At 61.5% G+C, this 18,412-nt stretch carries 15 protein-coding genes; 12 read left to right on the forward strand and 3 right to left on the reverse strand.

Features of this window, described 5'->3' with window-relative positions:
- The 3 genes from Q0899_RS00470 to Q0899_RS00480 all read left to right on the forward strand — a co-directional run bounded on the left by Q0899_RS00470 (window position 1) and on the right by Q0899_RS00480 (window position 4,544).
- The gene (locus Q0899_RS00470; RefSeq protein WP_298292794.1) at window positions 1-669 is read left to right on the forward strand and encodes a DnaA/Hda family protein; all 669 of its coding nucleotides are present in this window, start codon (window positions 1-3) and stop codon (window positions 667-669) included.
- A gap of 72 nt (window positions 670-741) precedes the next feature.
- Entirely contained in the window at window positions 742-2,916 is a 2,175-nt protein-coding gene (locus Q0899_RS00475; RefSeq protein WP_299190692.1) for an RNA degradosome polyphosphate kinase, read from the forward strand.
- Between the two features lie 92 nt (window positions 2,917-3,008).
- Window positions 3,009-4,544: a Ppx/GppA family phosphatase gene (locus tag Q0899_RS00480; protein WP_298292790.1), complete on the forward strand. Its 1,536-nt coding sequence runs from the start codon at window positions 3,009-3,011 to the stop codon at window positions 4,542-4,544.
- Window positions 4,545-4,637: 93 nt separating this feature from the next.
- Here the strand turns inward: Q0899_RS00480 and Q0899_RS00485 are convergent, their stop codons facing one another.
- A complete protein-coding gene (locus Q0899_RS00485) occupies window positions 4,638-5,528 on the reverse strand; it encodes an NAD(P)-dependent oxidoreductase (RefSeq protein WP_298292788.1) in 891 nt (296 codons plus the stop codon).
- 92 nt (window positions 5,529-5,620) lie between these two features.
- On the opposite strand from Q0899_RS00485, the gene Q0899_RS00490 reads away from it, so the two are divergent.
- From Q0899_RS00490 to Q0899_RS00515, 6 genes are all read left to right on the forward strand, one after another.
- Window positions 5,621-6,370 (forward strand): SDR family oxidoreductase, encoded by a 750-nt coding sequence (locus tag Q0899_RS00490; RefSeq protein WP_299190695.1) that lies wholly within the window; start codon window positions 5,621-5,623, stop codon window positions 6,368-6,370.
- Between the two features lie 63 nt (window positions 6,371-6,433).
- Window positions 6,434-7,771: a proline--tRNA ligase gene (proS, locus tag Q0899_RS00495; protein ID WP_299190697.1), complete on the forward strand. Its 1,338-nt coding sequence runs from the start codon at window positions 6,434-6,436 to the stop codon at window positions 7,769-7,771.
- 13 nt (window positions 7,772-7,784) lie between these two features.
- Window positions 7,785-8,744 carry a serine hydrolase gene (locus Q0899_RS00500; protein ID WP_299190699.1) on the forward strand — a complete coding sequence of 320 codons (960 nt, stop codon included), beginning with the start codon at window positions 7,785-7,787 and terminating at the stop codon, window positions 8,742-8,744.
- The gene (locus Q0899_RS00505; RefSeq protein WP_299190701.1) at window positions 8,741-9,364 is read left to right on the forward strand and encodes an SGNH/GDSL hydrolase family protein; all 624 of its coding nucleotides are present in this window, start codon (window positions 8,741-8,743) and stop codon (window positions 9,362-9,364) included. The genes Q0899_RS00500 and Q0899_RS00505 overlap by 4 nt, the downstream gene beginning before the upstream one ends.
- 77 nt (window positions 9,365-9,441) lie before the next feature.
- Entirely contained in the window at window positions 9,442-11,691 is a 2,250-nt protein-coding gene (locus tag Q0899_RS00510) for an FkbM family methyltransferase (RefSeq protein ID WP_299190703.1), read from the forward strand.
- Window positions 11,688-12,512, forward strand: coding sequence for a glycosyltransferase family 25 protein (locus Q0899_RS00515; RefSeq protein ID WP_298292776.1), 825 nt, complete (start codon window positions 11,688-11,690; stop codon window positions 12,510-12,512). Before Q0899_RS00510 ends, Q0899_RS00515 begins: the two co-directional genes overlap by 4 nt.
- Here Q0899_RS00515 and Q0899_RS00520 read toward each other — a convergent pair.
- The gene (locus Q0899_RS00520) at window positions 12,509-14,467 is read right to left on the reverse strand and encodes a bifunctional 2',3'-cyclic-nucleotide 2'-phosphodiesterase/3'-nucleotidase (RefSeq protein WP_298359187.1); all 1,959 of its coding nucleotides are present in this window, start codon (window positions 14,465-14,467) and stop codon (window positions 12,509-12,511) included. The genes Q0899_RS00515 and Q0899_RS00520 overlap by 4 nt on opposite strands.
- Before the next feature lie 200 nt (window positions 14,468-14,667).
- Between Q0899_RS00520 and Q0899_RS00525 the strand changes: the two genes are divergently transcribed.
- Entirely contained in the window at window positions 14,668-15,267 is a 600-nt protein-coding gene (locus Q0899_RS00525) for a YceI family protein (RefSeq protein ID WP_298292771.1), read from the forward strand.
- 21 nt (window positions 15,268-15,288) lie between these two features.
- Here Q0899_RS00525 and Q0899_RS00530 read toward each other — a convergent pair whose 3' ends face one another.
- Window positions 15,289-16,188: an alpha/beta hydrolase gene (locus Q0899_RS00530; RefSeq protein WP_298359181.1), complete on the reverse strand. Its 900-nt coding sequence runs from the start codon at window positions 16,186-16,188 to the stop codon at window positions 15,289-15,291.
- Between the two features lie 155 nt (window positions 16,189-16,343).
- Here Q0899_RS00530 and Q0899_RS00535 point away from each other — a divergent pair, with 155 nt between their 5' ends.
- Together Q0899_RS00535 and Q0899_RS00540 are read left to right on the forward strand one after the other, a co-directional pair.
- Complete coding sequence (locus Q0899_RS00535; RefSeq protein ID WP_298293328.1) at window positions 16,344-17,582, forward strand: lipoprotein-releasing ABC transporter permease subunit; 1,239 nt, start codon at window positions 16,344-16,346, stop codon at window positions 17,580-17,582.
- A complete protein-coding gene (locus Q0899_RS00540; RefSeq protein WP_299190706.1) occupies window positions 17,575-18,252 on the forward strand; it encodes an ABC transporter ATP-binding protein in 678 nt (225 codons plus the stop codon). The genes Q0899_RS00535 and Q0899_RS00540 overlap by 8 nt, the downstream gene beginning before the upstream one ends.
- Window positions 18,253-18,412 lie beyond the last annotated feature (160 nt).

An 18,412-nucleotide genomic window follows, 5' to 3' on the forward strand; every position in this document is an offset into this window, starting at 1 on the left:
ATGGCCGAGCAGCTGGCATTTTCCCTGAGCACCAAACCGGCGCTTGGGCGGGACAACTTCTTTGTCTCGGAGGCCAACCAATTGGCCGTAACCACCTTGGAAAACTCCGATAGCTGGCCCAATGGCAAGCTTGTGCTAAGCGGCCCCGCGGCATCGGGCAAAACCCATCTGGCCCATGTCTGGGCCGGCGAAGTCGCGGCCCGCATTCTGCCTGCTCTCAACCTGTCCGCGCGCGACATTGCCGAACTGGCCACAGGGCCGCTGGTGATCGAGGATATCGACACCATGACCTCAGACGACGAGGTGGCTCTGTTTCATTTGCACAACCTGATGATGGCCGAAGGGCACCCGCTGCTGATGACCACCGCGACCGCCCCAGCGGCGATGTCGGTGGGATTGCCCGACCTGCTGAGCCGCCTTCAGGGCACGGCTTTGGTGGCGCTAGACCCGCCTGACGACGCCCTGCTGAGCGTGGTGTTGTTAAAGCTGTTCGCCGACAAGCAGATCAACCTGCCAAGCGGGCTGTTGGATTACGTGCTGCCGCGCATTGGCCGCAGCTTTGGCGCCGCGCGGGAGTTTGTCGACGCCATCGACGCCCGCGCCCTGCGCGAGGGCAAACCCATCGGCAAGCGACTGGCAGGCGATATCTTGCGCGGCGACGCAGGCTGATTTCTGGACAAATCTCTGAAAAATATGGCATAAGTCACTGTGACGTTACATTCAGACATCAAAAAGCCGCCCATGACCGGAGCGAATTTTCTTGACGCAGATTTTGCGCCGCCCGTTGCGTTGGACGGTGTGGAGCTGACCGGCCCTGACCGCTTTTTCAACCGCGAGTTGAGCTGGCTGGCATTCAACTGGCGCGTGCTGGAGGAGGCCTCCAACCCCAAAGTGCCACTGCTGGAGCGCGTGCGCTTTCTTGCGATTTCAGCCAACAACCTTGATGAGTTTTATTCCGTCCGCGTCGCGGGCTTGCGTGAACTGGCCCTGGCCGGCAACACCACCCCGTCTGCCGACGGACGCACCCCGGCACAGCAGCTGGTGCTGATTGACCAAAACGCCCGTGCCTTGATGGAACGCCAGGACGACGTGCTGGGCGACTTGCGGCGCGACATGCATGTGTCGGGCCTCTCAATGTTGGGTGGCGACGCGCTGAACAAGACGGATCTTGAATATCTGGAGAATTACTTCATCTCCAACATCTTTCCGGTGCTGTCGCCGTTGGCGATTGACCCCGCGCACCCGTTTCCGTTCATCCCGGACACCGGCTTGTCCCTCGCCCTGCAGCTCAGCCGCAAATCGGACGGGCGCAGCCTGCAGGCTTTGCTGCCCATCCCCAAACAGATCGAACGGTTCGTCAACTTGCCGGACGTCAACGGTCAGACCCGCGTCATTGCCATGGAAGACCTGTTGATTGAGCGGGTCGGTGACATCTTTCCGGGCTATGAAGCCAAGGGGCATTGCACATTCCGCGTCTTGCGCGACAGCGACCTCGAAGTTGAGGAAGAAGCCGAAGATCTGGTGCGCGAATTTGAAACAGCGCTGAAGCGCCGCCGCAGGGGCGAGGTTGTCCGCCTGACGATGAGCGCCGACGCCCCCCCAAAGCTGCGCGGGTTGGTGATGGAAGCGCTGGAAGTGACCGAGGCCGACGTGATCGAAATCTCGGGCATGCTGGGGCTGAGCGACATCTCCGAGCTGGTCGAGATGAGCACGCCGGAACTTTTGTGGCCGCATTTCACCCCCAGGGTGCCCGAACGGGTCCAGGACCATGAAGGGGACATGTTTTCGGCCATTCGCCAGAAGGACATGCTGCTGCATCACCCCTACGAGACATTCGACATGGTGGTCCGCTTTTTGGCCCAGGCGGCGCGCGACCCTGACGTGGTGGCGATCAAACAGACCTTGTACCGCACATCCAACGAAAGCCCTATTGTTGCGGCGCTGTGCGAGGCGGCGGAGAACGGCAAATCCGTCACCGCGCTGGTCGAGCTGAAGGCCCGGTTTGATGAGGCCGCCAACATCCGCCAGTCGCGCAAACTGGAACGGTCTGGCGCGCATGTGGTTTACGGTTTCATCAACTACAAGACCCACGCCAAAATCAGCGCGATCGTGCGGCGCGAGGGCAAGAAGCTGGTGACCTACACCCATTTCGGGACCGGCAACTACCATCCCATCACGGCCAAGTTTTACACCGATCTGAGCCTGTTCACCTGTGACGCGGCGCTGGGCCGCGATGCGACGCGGGTGTTCAACTACGTGGGCGGCTACGCGCAGCCCGACAGCCTTGAAAATCTGTCGATCGCGCCAATTTCGATGAAGTCGCAATTGATCGACAATATCAACGCCGAGATTGCGTTTGCCGAGGCCGGCAAGCCAGCGGAAATCTGGGCCAAGATGAACTCGCTGATCGAGCCGGATGTCATCGACGCGCTTTACCGCGCCAGTCAGGCTGGCGTGAAAATCAGCCTGGTTGTGCGCGGCATTTGCGGCTTGCGACCGGGCATTGAAGGGCTGAGCGAAAACATTCGCGTAAAATCCATCGTCGGGCGGTTTCTTGAGCATTCGCGCATCGTGTGCTTTGGCAATGGGCGCGGGTTGCCATCAAAGAAGGCCAAGGTCTACATGTCCTCTGCTGACTGGATGGGCCGCAATCTCAACCGCCGCGTCGAAACTTTGGTCGAGATTACCAACAAAACCGTGCACGCGCAGGTGATGAGCCAGATTATGGCCGCCAACCTGGCCGACACTGCGCAGAGCTGGGTCCTGCAGCCTGACGGTAGCTACGCGCGTCAGACCTTTGGCGAGGACGAACACCCCTTCAACTGCCACCGGTTCTTCATGGAGAACCCGTCCTTGTCCGGCCGGGGGTCGGCCGGTGCAGGTGACGTGCCAGAACTGGCGCACACCAAGGACTGAATATAGCGCGATGTGCCATCGGTGGATTGACCTGGGCGAGCGGCTAAGTGCATGTTGTCGGCAGCACGAACCTCGGGGATTTTCAGTTGGTCATGGATGGCGCTCAATCCGGCGATAACGAGGAATATGGCCCGTTCGGGCGGCCTCTGTTTAACGATCCGAAGGCCAAGGCGCTCAGCCGGGTTGGCACGATCGATGTCGGGTCGAACTCGGTCCGGTTGGTGGTGTTTGACGGTGCCGCCCGCTCGCCCGCCTACTTTTACAACGAAAAGATTATGGCGGGCCTCGGTGCTGATATGCGCGAGACGGGGCGGTTGTCTGTCGAGGGCCGCGCGCGCGCGTTGTCCGCGCTGAAACGGTTCTCGCTGCTGTGCAAAGGCATGAATGTCAGCCCGATGACCGCCGTGGCCACGGCCGCCGTGCGCGACGCCGAAGACGGGCCGGAATTTTGCGAAGAAGTGGCGCGCGAGACGGGGATCAACCTGTGGGTGGCGTCGGGCACCGAAGAGGCCCGCCTGTCCGCGCAGGGCGTTTTCCTCGGCTGGCCGGAAGCGCAGGGCCTGATGTGCGACATCGGCGGCTCGTCGATGGAGCTGGCGGAGGTGGGCGACGGTGTCGTTGGCAAACGTGTCACGTCAGAATTGGGGCCGCTGAAACTGATGGGGATGAAAGGCGGCCACAAAGTCCGCAAGGCGGTGATCGACGCCACGATCACCGATCTGCGCGACGACATGCCCCGCGATTACAAGACCATCTACCTGGTCGGCGGGTCCTGGCGGGCGCTCGCCCGGTTGGACATGGAGCGGCGGGGCTATCCTTTGAAAGTCCTCCACGAATACCGGATGACGTCGAAATCCGTGTTGCAGACGGTGAAATGGATCCGCGGCAAGTCGGTGGATGAACTGCGCGCGATCACCGGCAACTCGGAAGCGCGGATGCGGCTGGTGCCGATCGCGGCGCAGGTGTTGAAATCGCTGATCCAGCGCTTCAAGCCCGAGGCCTTGGCCACCTCCAGCTACGGGATCCGAGAGGGGCTTTTATACGAACAGATGCCGTTTGAGCTGAAACGCCGCGACCCGCTGATCGAGGCCTGCCGCTGGGACGAGGCCAAGAACGCCCGCATCCCCGGCTTCGGGCGGCAATTGCACAAATTCCTGGCACCAATCTTTGGCAAAGTCCCGCATGAGCGCGCGCGGCTGATCCGCGCGGCCTGTCTCTTGCACGACGTCAGCTGGCGGGCGCATCCCGACTACCGCGCTGAGGTGTGTTTCGACAACGCCACACGGGCCAATCTCGGTGGGTTGGATCATGCCGGGCGCATCTTCCTGGGGGTCGCGCTGTTGCACCGCTACAAAAACTCCCGGGACGGGACCCGATTTGACGACCTGTTTGGACTGCTGCCGCCCAAAGACCTGAAACGTGCCGAGATTTTGGGTAAGGCGATGCGGTTTGGCGCAATGTTCTCCGTCGAGCGGCCAGAGTTGATGGGGGAATTGAAGTGGCAGCCCAAAAAGCGCGTGTTAACCTTTGAGTTACACCCCGAGACCAAAGGGTTGTTTGGAGAAGTCGCACAGGCCCGTTTGAACTCGCTTGCCGCATCGCTTGAGGCCGACATTGTGGTGAAATGAGCGCTGCGCGCCCGTGATGTTTTGCGTTCTTGAAGGGGCTTTGCCCCTTCGCCACGCGGGCAAATCCCCAGAGTGCTTGAAACCAAATGGAGACTAGCCGCGGGTCACGCCGTTGCGTTTTGCGACGTAGTCCACAAGGTGCGGAACGTAGTCTTCAGCGCCGTCTCCACCTGCGGCATGGGCCAGCGCGAAACTGTTTTTGACCGCGTTGCCAATTGGGTTGGCCAGCGCCACCCCATCGGCCATGGCTTCGAGGTAGCGCATGTCCTTCAGCGCGTTGGTCAGCGTGAATTTATGGGCCTCTGCATTGCCTTCGACCGCGTAGCCCATGAACGTTTGATAGAAGCCGCAATCCATGCGCGAGCCGCGGATGACGCTGTCAAACTGGTTGGTGGTGATGCCGACTTTCTCGGACAGGGCAAGCGCTTCGGAATACATCGCGGCGTAGCCCATCGCGAGGAAGTTGTTCAGCAGCTTCATTTTGTGACCCGCGCCGGAGGGGCCCATATGGACGATGGCGCCGGCCCAGGCCGCGATGACGGGTTTGACGCGGGCAAATACGGCGTCGGGCGCGCCAACCATGGTGGCCAACTCACCTGCCTCTGCTTGCACAGGCGTGCCGCCCAAAGGGGCGTCTGCCATACCGAAGCCTGCGGCTTCGAGCCCGTCAGCCAACGCCATTGTGGAATTCGGATCGGAAGTGGAGCAATCGACGATGATCGCGTTCGGGGTCAGGTTCGGCATCAGCTCGGACACAATGGCCTCTACCTGAGGTGACCCCGGGGCGCAGATATGGATGATCGAGCAGGCGGCGATATCGGCCATGGAGGCAGCCTCTGTCGCACCTTTGGCGACGAGGTCCTCGACCGGCGCGCGGTTGCGATGGGCGATCACGGTGACGGGGTAGCCCGCCTTCAAGATGTTGCTGGCCATGCCGTGGCCCATCAGGCCGACGCCCACAAATCCGACTGTTTCCGAGGTCATAGAAGCTCCTATTTTTGCGGTGCACTGTGGCGGCGGTAGCGGGCCGCTGCAAGCTGTTCTAGGATCGCGGAGAACAGAGATTGGAGATAAACATGCCCGCATTCGCAACCTACCCGAGCCTTGAAGGCAAATCCGTTTTGGTCACCGGCGGGGCAGGGGGTATTGGCGCGTTGACGGTTGAGGCCTTTGCGGCACAAGGGGCCAATGTGGCGTTTCTGGACCGCGACGATGAGGCCAGCCGCGCCGTGGCGCAAAAGACAGGTGCGCAATTTGCTTTGTGTGATCTGCGCGATATCCCGGCGACGCAGGCGGCGATTGAAACGCTGGCGGGCAAGGTTGGGGCGTTTACGGTTCTGGCGAATAACGCGGCGCGCGACGACCGGCACAATTGGGCGGATGTAACCCCGGATTACTGGGACGAGCGGATGGATACCAACCTGCGCCATATGTTCTTTGCGATCCAGGCGGTTGCGCCGGGTATGATTGCCGCAGGCGGCGGGTCGATCATCAACCTCGGCTCCAACAGTTGGTGGGAGGCGGGCGGTGGATTTCCGGCCTATGCGACGGCGAAGGCGGCGGTGCATGGGCTGACCCGCACGATGGCCCGGGATTTGGGAGACCACCGGATCAGGGTGAACACGGTGGTGCCGGGCTGGATCATGACCGACCGTCAGAAAGAGCTGTGGGCCACGCCCGAGGCGTTGGAGGCGCATCGTCAGCGGCAATGCCTGCCGGACCTGATCGACCCCGTTTACGTGGCGCGAATGGTGCTGTTTCTGGCCAGCGACGACGCGGCCATGTGCAGCGCAAACAATTACATGGTTGAAGCAGGCTCCATCTGAACTTGCCCCACCGCCGCGCGTGTCGTAGGCACAAATGAACCAGACAAAGAAGGCCTGACCCCCATGCGCATGTCCCGCTACTTCCTGCCCGTCCTGAAAGAAACGCCCGCCGAGGCGCAGATCGTCTCGCACCGCCTGATGCTGAGGGCAGGGATGATCAAACAAAGTTCGGCCGGCATCTACTCCTGGCTGCCTTTGGGCTACAAGGTGTTGAAAAACATTGAGAATATCGTGCATGAGGAGCAGGCGCGTGCGGGTCACATGGCGATGCTGATGCCCACCATTCAATCGGCCGACTTGTGGAAAGAAAGCGGGCGCTACGACGATTACGGCGAGGAGATGCTGCGCATCAAGGACCGCCACGACCGCGACATGCTGTTCACCCCCACCGCCGAAGAGCTGATTACTGATATTTTCCGCGCCAATGTGTCGAGCTACAAAGACATGCCGCTGACGATGTACCAAATCCAGTGGAAGTTCCGCGATGAACGCCGCCCGCGTTTTGGCGTGATGCGCGGCCGCGAGTTCTACATGAAAGACGGCTACAATTTCGACCTGACCAAGGAAGACGCGTTGCACGCCTACAACCGCCATCTGGTCAGCTACCTGCGCACCTACGAACGCATGGGCCTGCAAGCCATCCCGATGCGTGCCGATAGCGGGCCGATTGGGGGCGACGACACCCATGAGTTCCTGGTGCTGGCAGAGACGGGCGAAAGCGAGGTGTTCTACGACAGCGCCGTGACCGAGCTGACTTTCGGCGACCGCGACATCGACTATGACGACAAGGCGCAATGCCAGTCGATCATGGAAGAATTCACCACAAAATACGCCCGCACGGACGAAACCCATGACGAGGCCCTGTTCAACGAGGTCCCCGAGGAGCGCCGCAAAGTCGCGCGCGGCATCGAGGTCGGGCAAATCTTCTATTTCGGCACCAAATATTCCGACGCTTTGGGCGCGACAGTGCAAGGCCCCGACGGCAAGCCTGTGGCGGTGCATATGGGGTCGCACGGGATTGGCGTGTCGCGGCTGCTCGGCGCGATTATCGAGGCCAGCCATGATGACAAGGGCATCATCTGGCCTGAAGGCGTGACGCCGTTCCATGTGGGCATCGTCAACCTCAAGCAGGGCGACGACGAGGCCGATGCGGCTTGCGAAAGCCTGTACAAGCAGATCGAGGCCCTAGGCCTTGAGCCGCTATACGACGACCGCAACGAACGCGCGGGCGGCAAGTTTGCCACCATGGACCTGATTGGCCTGCCATGGCGCATCACCGTCGGGCCACGTGGCCTGAAGAACGGCGTGGTGGAATTGACGAACCGCAGAACCGGCGAAAGCGAGGAGCTGGCGCCGGACGCCGCGATTGCGAAAGTAGCGGCGATTTACGGAACATCCTGACCTGGGGAACACGATGCGCATAACCTGTCTGATCGCCTCCCTCTGCCTTGCTTTGCCAGCTCTGGCGCAAGGGCAGGACGCGGTTGCTGACAGGTTGGAACAGGCGTTTCGTGATTGGGCCGACACGCATGATGTGGCGCGCGGCGCTTTGGCCGCAACATACCAAGGCAACGTCGTCAGCCAGATCGGCATCGGCCAGCCGGCAGACACGCCGATGGAATTGGCGAGCCTGTCCAAGGCCATCACGGGCACATGCGCCATGTCGTTGATTGCGGGCGGTGACTGGCACGAGGCCACCACGACCGCCGACGTGTTGGGGCAGGGACCTGATGTCACCGTCGGGCAGCTGATGACCCACACCAGCGGCTATGTTAACGACGCCACCCAAATGGCGATGCCCGCGATGCTGGATGCGCCTGATCACCCCGGCATCGTGGATGCGCTGCTGGAGCTCGGGCCGCCCGGCAAGGCGGGGACATATGTCTACAGCAACGAAAACTACGCCATTCTTGGACGAATGATTTCGGTCGAGACTGGTCAGACCTATGGCCGCGCCTGCGCCGACAGGGTCCTGCGGCCCGCCGGGGTGGAGGCGGAGGTGTCGCCGCGCACGGGCGCATTCGCGGCCTTTGGCGGCTGGGCCATGCCCGTGGCGGATTACGCCAAATTTCATGCCCACCACTTTGGCGAGGGCAGTATTCTGGGCCAAGCCCCGGAAGGCGCGCCCATGGCTGAGATGGGCGGCGGCGCGTTTTATGGTCCCGGCACCATTTGGCGCGCTTTTAGAGGCGGCCATAACTTCTGGCATTTCGGGGCGCTTTGCTTCCCGGGCCGGATGAATACGGGCGCATTTGCGGTTCAGTGGCACGGTGGCTGGGGGGTGAGCGTCGCCTATAACGCTTGCGTGGACTGGCCGGCCATGGCCGAACTTGACGGCGTGTTGGCGGCAGCGGTCTTTGGAGAACAAAAATGAAAACGGTGTTGTGTTTCGGCGATAGTTTGACCTGGGGGTCACGCCCCGACGGCGGCGCGCGCCACAAATTCGAGGACCGTTGGCCCAATGTATTGCAGGCCGGTCTGGAGGGCGTGAACGTCATCAGCGACGGGCTTCGCGGACGCACGACCGCTATGGACCAGCATGCCAGCCCCGGCAACATGAACGGCGCCGCGCTATTGCCGTCGGCCCTGCACACGCATGCGCCTCTTGATCTGGTGATCGTTTCCCTGGGCGCGAATGACGTTTACTGGGGGTTCCCACTGCGGCGCGCGGTGCGCGGGCTGGAGCATCTGGCAGAGATCGTGCGCCGCCATCCAATGCGTGTGCCCGATATAGCCCAACCAAAGGTGTTGCTGGTGATCCCCCAAGTGTTGGTGCCTTGCGACGACCCGCATGTCACTGCTGAGCTGCTGGCGGCCTCGCGGCAGTTCAGCGCCTTGGCCAAGGCCAAGGCCGATGACATCGGCGTCCCCTGGTTTGACGCAGGTAGCGTGGCGCAAAGCTCGCCCATTGATGGCATCCATCTGGACGCGGAAAACACCCGCGCAATTGGTCAAGGGTTGGTGCCGGTTGTTCAAGAGCTGCTGGGGCCATGATCCAGCGCCATTGCGCCGCTGCAGATAAAATGCCAGATCAGGTTTGGATCGCAGATAGCACGCGCAAAGGGTGAGTGATGGGGCTTCGCAGGTATTTTCGCAAACAGTCAGACGACGTCATCCAACCCGAAGAGCGCCGGATCATCTCCAAATGCGTGGCTCCCGGCGACGTTGTGTTTGATGTCGGCGCGCATCACGGGCTGTGGTCCAAGGCCGTGCTGGAACAGGTGGGTGACGTTGACCTGCATGTGTTCGAGGCCACAAAGGGATCCTACGAAAAAATCGTTGAACAACTGGGTGACAAGGGCACGATCAACCACGCGGCGGCCTCCCATACGGACGGCGAGATTGTGTTCAACACTTACCGCGACGACGACCGGCTCAGCTCTATCTACCGGCGCACCAGCGTGGAGGACGACCTGCTGCCCGCAGGGTTCGAGGCAAACGCGGTTCCCGCCGTGGCGCTGGACAGCTATTGGACCGACCCGAAGAAACAGATCAACCTGCTGAAGATCGACGTGGAAGGCGCTGAATATGACGTGCTGCGCGGCGCGAACCGGCTTTTGAAGGCCGGGCAGGTCGACTACATACAGTTCGAATATGGCGGCACGTTTGAAGATGCAGGATTCACTCTGGGCAACGTGTGGTCCTACCTGCGCCGGTCCGGCTATGCGGTGTTCAAGGTGGGCAAACGCAATTTCACCGAGATCGAGCGCTTCACGCCCGCGATGGAGGATTACCGTTACGCCAACCTGTTGGCGGTGCATGAACGGCTCCGCTCGCGGTTTGTCGGCAAGCCCGAAGATATCGTGCTCTATGTCGACAAGATGAAGCGCTACGGCTTCAAACCCAAGGGCGTGCTGCATGTGGGCGCGCATCAGGGGCAGGAACTGCCGACCTACCGCACCAACAAGATGAGCCCGATTGTTTTTGTGGAGGCCAACCCCGAGCTGGCCGGCGCCTTGCGCGACAAGACCGCGGGCGAAGCGGATATTCATGTCGTCGAAGGTGCTGCATCGGATAAGGCGGGCACCGCGACGTTCAACATTGCGTCAATGGATCAGAGCAGCTCGCTGCTGCCCCTGGCCAAACATGCCGAACTGTACCCCAAGATCACCTTCGACAAGGAGATCGAGGTCCGCACCATGACACTGGACGCCGCCATGGCGGAAACCGGCGTTGACCCGGCCTCGGTCAACATGCTGACGATGGATATTCAGGGCGCGGAACTGATGGCACTGCGCGGGGCCACCGAGACGCTGAAACATATCGACGCCATCCAGACCGAGATCAACTATGACGAGCTCTACGAAGGTTGCCCGCATATCAGTGATCTGGACGCCTTCCTGTACCCGCTGGGCTTTCTACGCATCAAGACGATGACCCCCTACGACAAAGGCTGGGGCGACGCGGTTTATGTGAAGGCCCCGATGATCACCAACTCGGTGCTTGGGTCCATGGGCCGGTTCGCCAACAAGGCGTTTCAATACATGTTTCTGCGCACCTATGCGGCGGAGCACGGGTTTGAATTTGCCAACCTGCCTTGGGAAGGGGACGACATGTATCACGTCCGCCCGGGCAAGGCGACCTTGCCCAAACCGGGCCGGACCGTAGAGCAAACCAAATACGGGTTTGACGATTGCGACATCGTTAATGCGCCGGAGCCTTGGGCGGATGCCGATCTGAAGGGCTTTTTTCAGTACAACATGAAATATTACGCGCCCTACCGTGCGGAGCTTGAGGCGGAGTTCGCCCATAAAGGCGTCTACCTTGAGGCAGGGCAGGCGATGCGGGTCGGGTTTGACGCCTTGGCCGGACCGGTGGCTGTGGTGCATCTACGGCGCGGCGATTATGGCACTGATATTTTCTTCCTGCCGCCCAACGACTGGTACGTCGATTGGCTGCGCGGGTTGCAGGCGAAAGAGCCGACCCTGCAGGTCTACATCGCTACCGACGACCCGACCGCGGCGGGCAATGATTTTGACGAGTTTGCCCTTGTGACGTCCGATCAGCTCGACCTGCCGCCTGTGGATCACGGGTTCTTCTACGATTTCACCGCGATGCGGCTGGCGGATCATGTCGCGATTGCCAATTCCAGCTTCTCCTTTTTGGCCGCGGCGTTGAACAGCACGGCGACGTCGACCGTCCGGCCGGACCCCGAGGCGGGCAAGCTGGTGGCGTTTGAGCCGTGGTCGTCAGACCCGTTGATCCGCAGCCACAAGGCCGAGGAGATGGGCGAGGATTACATGAGCGCCCGCGCCAAATCGCGCACCAAATACAAGACGCGCAAATTCATCAAAGGTTTGCTGCCGTGGGGCGGCAAGTGACACCCATCTACTACATCAATCTGGACCGCGTTCCCGAACGGCGGACCTTCATGGATGACCAGTTCGCGGCCCAGGGGCTGCGGGCAGAACGTATCTCGGCGGTCGACGCCTTCGACAACCCACAACCCGCTGAATACTGCCCAGCCGGGTGGCTAAGCCGCTGGAGCCTGACCACATCCGAAGTCGCCTGTTTCGAAAGCCACCGGGTCGCATGGCGGGCGGTCCGTGATGGCGAGGCGCCATTCGGGGTCATCATGGAAGATGACGCGATCCTGAGTGCAGGGTTTGGCGATGCATTGGCCTCCCTTTCCGAAGCCGGGCGGCTGGCCGACGTCATCAAGCTGGATGGGGCCAATCAACCCCGCCGGTTGGGCCCTGTTGTCGATATGGGCGGCGTGTCTCTGCGGCCGTTGATCCAGACCATCGGCAGCGCCGCTGCCTACGCGCTGAGCCGGGAAAGCGCGGCCCGGTTGGAAAAGCGCGCAGCGCGCTATTGCGACCATCTCGATGATTTCATCTTCACGCCCAGCCGTGATTGGCGGCCAATGCAGATGACGCCTGCCGTCGCGGTGCAGGGGATGTTTATCGAGGACGAGGCCAGCGACCGGGCTGACAGCGTCGACAACAGCGAACGCACCTCCGACACTCGCATCAACGCCGATGACGGGCGGGGGCCGCCTTTATACCGCCTTTCAAAAGAGCTGAAACGCGGCGGGCGCAAGCTGGGCTGGAAGCTCTGGGGTGATGGTCGCCTAATAGCCAATGGCGGGCTGATCGGATGCCCGCCACTGGCCGATGATTTGGGTCAGTACCGCCGCTAAAGCGAGATACGGAACCGGGCGAACCCGTCCGGCCCGTCCCCGGCTTCCTCGATTGTGACGCCGGGTACATCCGTTGCATAGGCTTTCGCCGCTGGCCCTGTGTCAAACAACACGGTCGTTCCCTCCATCGGTTTGAAGGTCCAGTTGGCGTCTGCGCGCGGGCTGATCGTGCCTTTCTCGACGATGTAGCGCACGATGACGTCGCGGTTCGTGTCGGGGCCTTCAAAGATGGTCGTATCGGGCGTGGCCCCGGGGAAAGACCCACCGCCGCCCGCGCGGTAGTTGTTGGTCGCAATGATGAATTCCGCATTCATATCAAGCGGTTCGCCATTGTAGGTGAGGTTCACAATCCGCGAGGCATCCTCGTTCAGCAACACGCCCTTTGGGTCGTATTTCGACGGCTGCGACAGGTCGATCTGGTATTCGACCCCGTCGATCACATCGAAATTGTAGCTGGGGAAATCCGGGTTCAGCAGCACCACGTCCTGCGCGCCGGGCTCGACCTGATTGAAGATACCGGCGGAGCGTTCCAGCCAGTCCTTCACTTGGGTCCCCGTCACCCGCACCGCGCGGGCGGTGTTGGGGTAGAGATACAGGTCCGAGACGTTCTTGATCGCCACATCGCCTTCGGGCACGTCAGTGAAATACTCCGGCCCGCCGCGACCACCGGCCTTGAATGGTGCCGCAGCCGACAGGATCGGCAGGCCCTCATGTTCGGTGCCCTTCATCATCTGCTCGATATACCAAAGCTGGGCAATCGACACGATTTGCACGGACGGGTCATCCGCCACCAAGGCGAAGTAGCTGTGCAGCGGCGCGTCGGTTTTGCCAACTGCGCGGCGCACATAGGCCAGCGTCTCGTCATGCTCTTGCTGCACAGAGGCAAGCACCGCTTCATCGCTTTCCACCAGCGCCGTGGTCGAACGATCCTCGTTGCGCTTGGAAATGGGCCGCGCCTCGGATTCAGCAGAAACCACACGCCATTCATTGCCGTCCTTCTCGACCAGCAGGTCGATCAGCCCCATATGGCTGCCCCAGAAGCCCCCCATCACCGCAGGCGTACCCATCAACGTGCCCGCATCCAGGTCGGTGCCGGTGAAGTTCTCGTAGGCAGGTGAGGGGAAGACCAGATGGCTGTGGCCAGTCAAAATGGCGTCGACGCCGTCCAGACCCGCCAGCGGCACCGCCGCGTTTTCCATTCCGTCCTCCGCCGTCGGTGCGCCGATACCGGAATGCGACAGAGCGACGATAATGTCCGCGCCTTGTTCCTTCATCTGCGGCAGGTAGGCCTGCGCGGTCTCGATGACGTCGCGGGCCTGAACGTTGCCTTCCAGATGGCGGCGGTCCCAGCCCATGATCTGCGGCGGCACGAAGCCGATGAGGCCGACCTTGATGTCATGTTCGACCCCCGCGCCGTCTGTGACCTTATGATCGAGGATCACATAGGGCGGGATCAGCGTTTTGTCCTTGGTGGGGTCGCTGCCCATTTCGGTGACCACGTTGGCATTCACCACCGGGAAATTCGCGCCCGCAAGCGCCTTCATCAGGAACTCCAGCCCGTAGTTGAATTCATGGTTGCCCAGCGTGGAGGCATCAAAGCCCAGCGTGTTCATCGCCTCGATCACCGGGTGCAGGTCGCCTTCCTTCATGCCCCGCTCGTAGGCGATGTAGTCGCCCATCGGGTTGCCCTGCAGGAAGTCGCCATTGTCGATCAGCAGCGAATTGGTGGCCTCGTCCCGGATCGCCTTGATCAGGGAGGCGGTGCGGGCCAGCCCAACGGTGTCGCGGGGTTTGTCGGCGTAATAGTCGTAAGGGAAAACATGCACATGCAGGTCGGTGGTCTCCATGATCCGCAGATGTGCTTGGTTGGTGGCGGCGCGGGCCGAGAACGGGTGCAGCGCGATCAGCCCTGCGGTCCCTGCGACAAAGCCACGACGGGTGAGTTGAATGGTCATAGACGAATCCCCCTTGGTTAATTTTCTTGGAATGAACGCGCCGAGTGTAATGCCGTTGTGACAAAACACGAAATGGCGGGATGCCTTACCGGCTGGCCTTTGCCGAAAAAGATGCGTTGTTGATCGAATAATAGGCGACCCCCAAGCGTTACCTTCTTAACCCCGGCACTTCCGCGTGGGGAATTTCTGGGAGGACCCTCATGTTCAAATCTTTCAAAACCCTCGCGCTTGTCGCCAGCCTGATGGCCGCAGGATCAATGGCTTACGCCGATGGCCACGCCAAAGGTTGGACGCTGGATGGCGACAATTCCCGCCTCGTGTTCGGCTCTATCAAAGGCGACACAACGGGCGAGGCGCACAGCTTCAACACCATCTCAGGCGCAGTTGGCGCGGATGGCGCGGCGATGATCGAGGTCGACCTGGCCTCCGTGCAAACCAATATCGACATTCGCAACGAACGCATGTTGGAGCATGTTTTCAAAGGCGCGGGCACCGCGACGCTGTCTGCCAATATCGACATGTCCGAGGTCAGCGAACTGCCAGTTGGCGGCATGACCACCTTCGAGATCGAGGGCACCCTGTCGCTGCTGGGCTCAGAGGTTGATCTGGACGCCGAAATGTTCGCGGTCCGACTGTCTGACACCTCCGCCATGGTGACGACCAACAACATCATCTTTGTTGAGACCGAAGACCTTGGCATCACCGAGGGCGTCAACAAGCTGATGGAACTGGCCAGCCTGGATTCCATCACCCGCACCTCGCCAGTGGTGATGCGGCTTGTGTTCAATCTCGACGAGTAGAAACCAGGGCCCGGGGGCGGCCTATGCGCCGCCCTCGCGCGACACCGCGCCGACCCCCAAAAACACGAACGCTTCTCGCAAGACGCGTTCGGGCAGCTCTTCGGCCAGATAATGCGCGCCGGGCAGCGATTTGCCGGTGACGGTCTCCGCCCTGAGCTTCCACAGTTCCAGACAGTCGAAATAGGCCTCGATCGCGCCATGCGCGCCCCAAAGCACATGGATGGGGCAGGTCAGCTTTCGGGCTCCGTCCGCGTCGTCATGGGCGATATCGATGGTCGCCGCGGCGCGATAGTCCTCGCACGACGCATGGATCACCGCCTTGTTGGAAAACGCGTTGTGATAGGCATCGCGCGCCTCGTCGGAGAACGGCCCGTCGCCCGCCGCGCCGAAGGTGCATTTCTTGTTCCAGAAGTCACGCGGGTCAGCCTCGATCATCCGCTCGGGCAGGGGATAGGGCTCGGTCAGGTAGAACCAATGCGCGTAGGTGCGCGCAAAACCCAGCGTGGTGTTTGCGTACATCTCCCGCGTGGGCGCAATGTCGAGGATGATCATCTTGCGCACCGCGTAGGGGCTGTCCATGCCCAACCGGTGCGCCACCCGCGCGCCGCGGTCATGGGCCATGATGTCGAAAGTCTTGAACCCGAAGCCGCGCATCAACGCCACCATATCGGCGGCCATCTCGCGCTTGGACATTTGGCTGTGGTCGTCGCGGGTGCGTGGGCAGGTAGACGCCCCGTAGCCGCGCAGATCGGGCGCAATCACCGTGAACCGCTTTGCCAGATCGGGGGCCATCTTGTGCCACATCACATGGGTTTGCGGGTACCCGTGCAGCAACAGCAGCGGCGGACCCGACCCTCCGACCCGGCCATGAATTGTAACGTCGCCGATGACGTGGGCGAAACTCTTGAAACCTTCGAACATGGGGTAACGATAAGCGGTTTGCCGCCCCGTGCAAGGGGCGGGTGCCAACTTGACCTTCGCGTCCTTAAGGCGCACATCTGGTTTCAGGCAAGCAGGAGACCAACGTGGCCAAGATCACGGGAACCAAAACCGCCCCCTTTGCGGGGTTCGAGTGGATGATCGCATGGCGCTACATCCGCGCCAAACGAGCCGAGGGCGGCGTGTCGGTCATGACTTGGATTTCGCTCATTGGCATCACGCTGGCCGTGGCCGCGCTGATCATCACCTTGGCCGTGCGGTCGGGGTTCCGCTACGAATTTGTTGATACGATCTTGGGCGCGAACGCCCATATCACCGTCTATGACGCGGGCGCGAATGCGGGTTCGGCGCGGGTGATTTCGGATTATGACGCGCGGGCGAAAGCCATTTCCACCGCAGACGGCGTGGTCCGCGCCGCGCCTTTGGTCAAGGGCCAGGTCATGGCCACAGGCCGTGGCCGCAACGCAGGCGTCGAAGTGTTCGGCATCCGCGCCAGCGATTTCGAGGGCATCCGCCGCGTGATTGAACCGCAAGAGGCCTATGGCGACTGGTCGCGCTTTGACGAGGGCATTGCCATCGGGTCCGGCGTGGCGCGTGAACTAGGCGTGGGGCCGGGCGACAAGATCCGGCTGATCTCGCCTAACGGGACGAAAACGCCGTTTGGCACCTCGCCGCGCGTTGCTGCGTTCGAGGTGGTCTACGTCTTCCGCGTCGGCCGCTACGACATTGATCGAACGCGCGTCTACATGCCGTTTGAAAAGGCGCAGGATTACTTCAACCGCGAGGGGTTGGCCGACGAAATTGAAGTCATTCTGGACGACCCGGAAAACATCGCAAAAGGCGAAATCGAGGTCATGAAAGTCGCAGGTAACAACGTGCTGCTTTGGACATGGCGTGACTCGTCAGGTGCGTTCCTGCAGGCGCTGGAGATGGAGGATAACGTCATGTTCCTCATCCTCGGCATCCTTGTCCTCATTGCATCCATGAACATCGTCTCAGGTCTGATTATGCTGGTGAAGAACAAGGGTCGCGACATCGGCATCCTGCGCACGATGGGGCTGTCTGAGGGCTCCGTGCTGCGCGTCTTCTTCATTTGCGGCGCGGGCATTGGCGTTATTGGCACCATCGCGGGGCTGATCCTCGGTTGCCTCTTCGCCATCTACATTGACCAGATTTTCGACGTGGTGAATTACATCGCGGGCGGTGGGGTCTGGGACCCGTCCGTGCGGATGATTTCCAAGCTACCGGCACGGCTGGAAATGGGCGATGTCATGTCCGCCATCTCCCTGTCGCTGTTTCTCAGCTTCGTCGTTACCATCTTCCCCGCCCGCCGCGCGGCGCGGATGAACCCGGTGGAGGCCTTGCGCTATGAGTGATGTGGCCATTCGCCTGACGGGCATCAAGAAGCATTACAATGCAGGTAAACCCAACGAAATTCAGGTGCTGCGCGGGGCCGAGCTGTCAGTAGGGCGCGGCGAAGTCGTGGCTTTGGTCGCACCTTCGGGGGCGGGCAAATCAACGCTGCTGCATATAGCAGGGCTGCTCGATACGCCTGACGCAGGCAAGGTGGAAATCGCGGGGGAGGACCTCACCGGCCGCTCCGACCGCGCGCGGACCAATGCGCGGCGGTCGCAGATCGGGTTCGTATACCAATTCCACCACCTACTGCCGGAATTCACCGCCGCCGAGAACATTCTGCTGCCGCAGCTGGCCGCGGGCATTTCGCGCAAAGAGGCCGAGGCGCGGGCGCAAGAGTTGCTCGACAAGGTCGGCGTCGGCAAACGGGCGGATCACCGCCCCGGCGCTTTGTCCGGCGGCGAACAGCAGCGCGTCGCCTTCTGCCGTGCCTTGGCGAATGGGCCGGGGTTGTTGCTGGCGGATGAGCCCACCGGCAATCTGGACCCGGCGACCTCCGACCAGGTGTTCGAGGCGCTGATAGCCCTGGCGCGCGACACGGGGCTGGCCGCGCTGATTGCCACGCATAATATGGAGCTGGCCGCCCGCATGGACCGCACGGTCAGGCTGCAGGACGGGGTGCTGGTGTAGCCGATCCCGCCAAGCTGCGCGCGGTGGGGTCAGGTTTCGTTATATCTTGCGCGCTAGAACCCGTCCCTGGATATCCAAACACAAAACTTGTGGCATGAGGGCGCTGGTCGGGACGTGGCAATCCCGGCGGACTTGGGCGCTCACTTTGCTTCACATGTGA

Source organism: uncultured Litoreibacter sp., assembly GCF_947501785.1.
Taxonomy (GTDB): domain Bacteria; phylum Pseudomonadota; class Alphaproteobacteria; order Rhodobacterales; family Rhodobacteraceae; genus Litoreibacter.

Excerpts from the sequence above, each read along its gene's own strand:
- Q0899_RS00500 (WP_299190699.1), top strand. The coding sequence starts at position 7,785 with ATGCGCATAACCTGTCTGATCGCCTCCCTCTGCCTTGCTTTGCCAGCT.
- Q0899_RS00485 (WP_298292788.1), bottom strand. The coding sequence starts at position 5,528 with ATGACCTCGGAAACAGTCGGATTTGTGGGCGTCGGCCTGATGGGCCAC.
- proS (WP_299190697.1), top strand. The coding sequence starts at position 6,434 with ATGCGCATGTCCCGCTACTTCCTGCCCGTCCTGAAAGAAACGCCCGCC.
- Q0899_RS00470 (WP_298292794.1), top strand. The coding sequence starts at position 1 with ATGGCCGAGCAGCTGGCATTTTCCCTGAGCACCAAACCGGCGCTTGGG.
- Q0899_RS00535 (WP_298293328.1), top strand. The coding sequence starts at position 16,344 with ATGATCGCATGGCGCTACATCCGCGCCAAACGAGCCGAGGGCGGCGTG.
- Q0899_RS00490 (WP_299190695.1), top strand. The coding sequence starts at position 5,621 with ATGCCCGCATTCGCAACCTACCCGAGCCTTGAAGGCAAATCCGTTTTG.
- Q0899_RS00530 (WP_298359181.1), bottom strand. The coding sequence starts at position 16,188 with ATGTTCGAAGGTTTCAAGAGTTTCGCCCACGTCATCGGCGACGTTACA.
- Q0899_RS00540 (WP_299190706.1), top strand. The coding sequence starts at position 17,575 with ATGAGTGATGTGGCCATTCGCCTGACGGGCATCAAGAAGCATTACAAT.
- Q0899_RS00475 (WP_299190692.1), top strand. The coding sequence starts at position 742 with ATGACCGGAGCGAATTTTCTTGACGCAGATTTTGCGCCGCCCGTTGCG.
- Q0899_RS00480 (WP_298292790.1), top strand. The coding sequence starts at position 3,009 with ATGGATGGCGCTCAATCCGGCGATAACGAGGAATATGGCCCGTTCGGG.
- Q0899_RS00505 (WP_299190701.1), top strand. The coding sequence starts at position 8,741 with ATGAAAACGGTGTTGTGTTTCGGCGATAGTTTGACCTGGGGGTCACGC.
- Q0899_RS00520 (WP_298359187.1), bottom strand. The coding sequence starts at position 14,467 with ATGACCATTCAACTCACCCGTCGTGGCTTTGTCGCAGGGACCGCAGGG.
- Q0899_RS00510 (WP_299190703.1), top strand. The coding sequence starts at position 9,442 with ATGGGGCTTCGCAGGTATTTTCGCAAACAGTCAGACGACGTCATCCAA.
- Q0899_RS00525 (WP_298292771.1), top strand. The coding sequence starts at position 14,668 with ATGTTCAAATCTTTCAAAACCCTCGCGCTTGTCGCCAGCCTGATGGCC.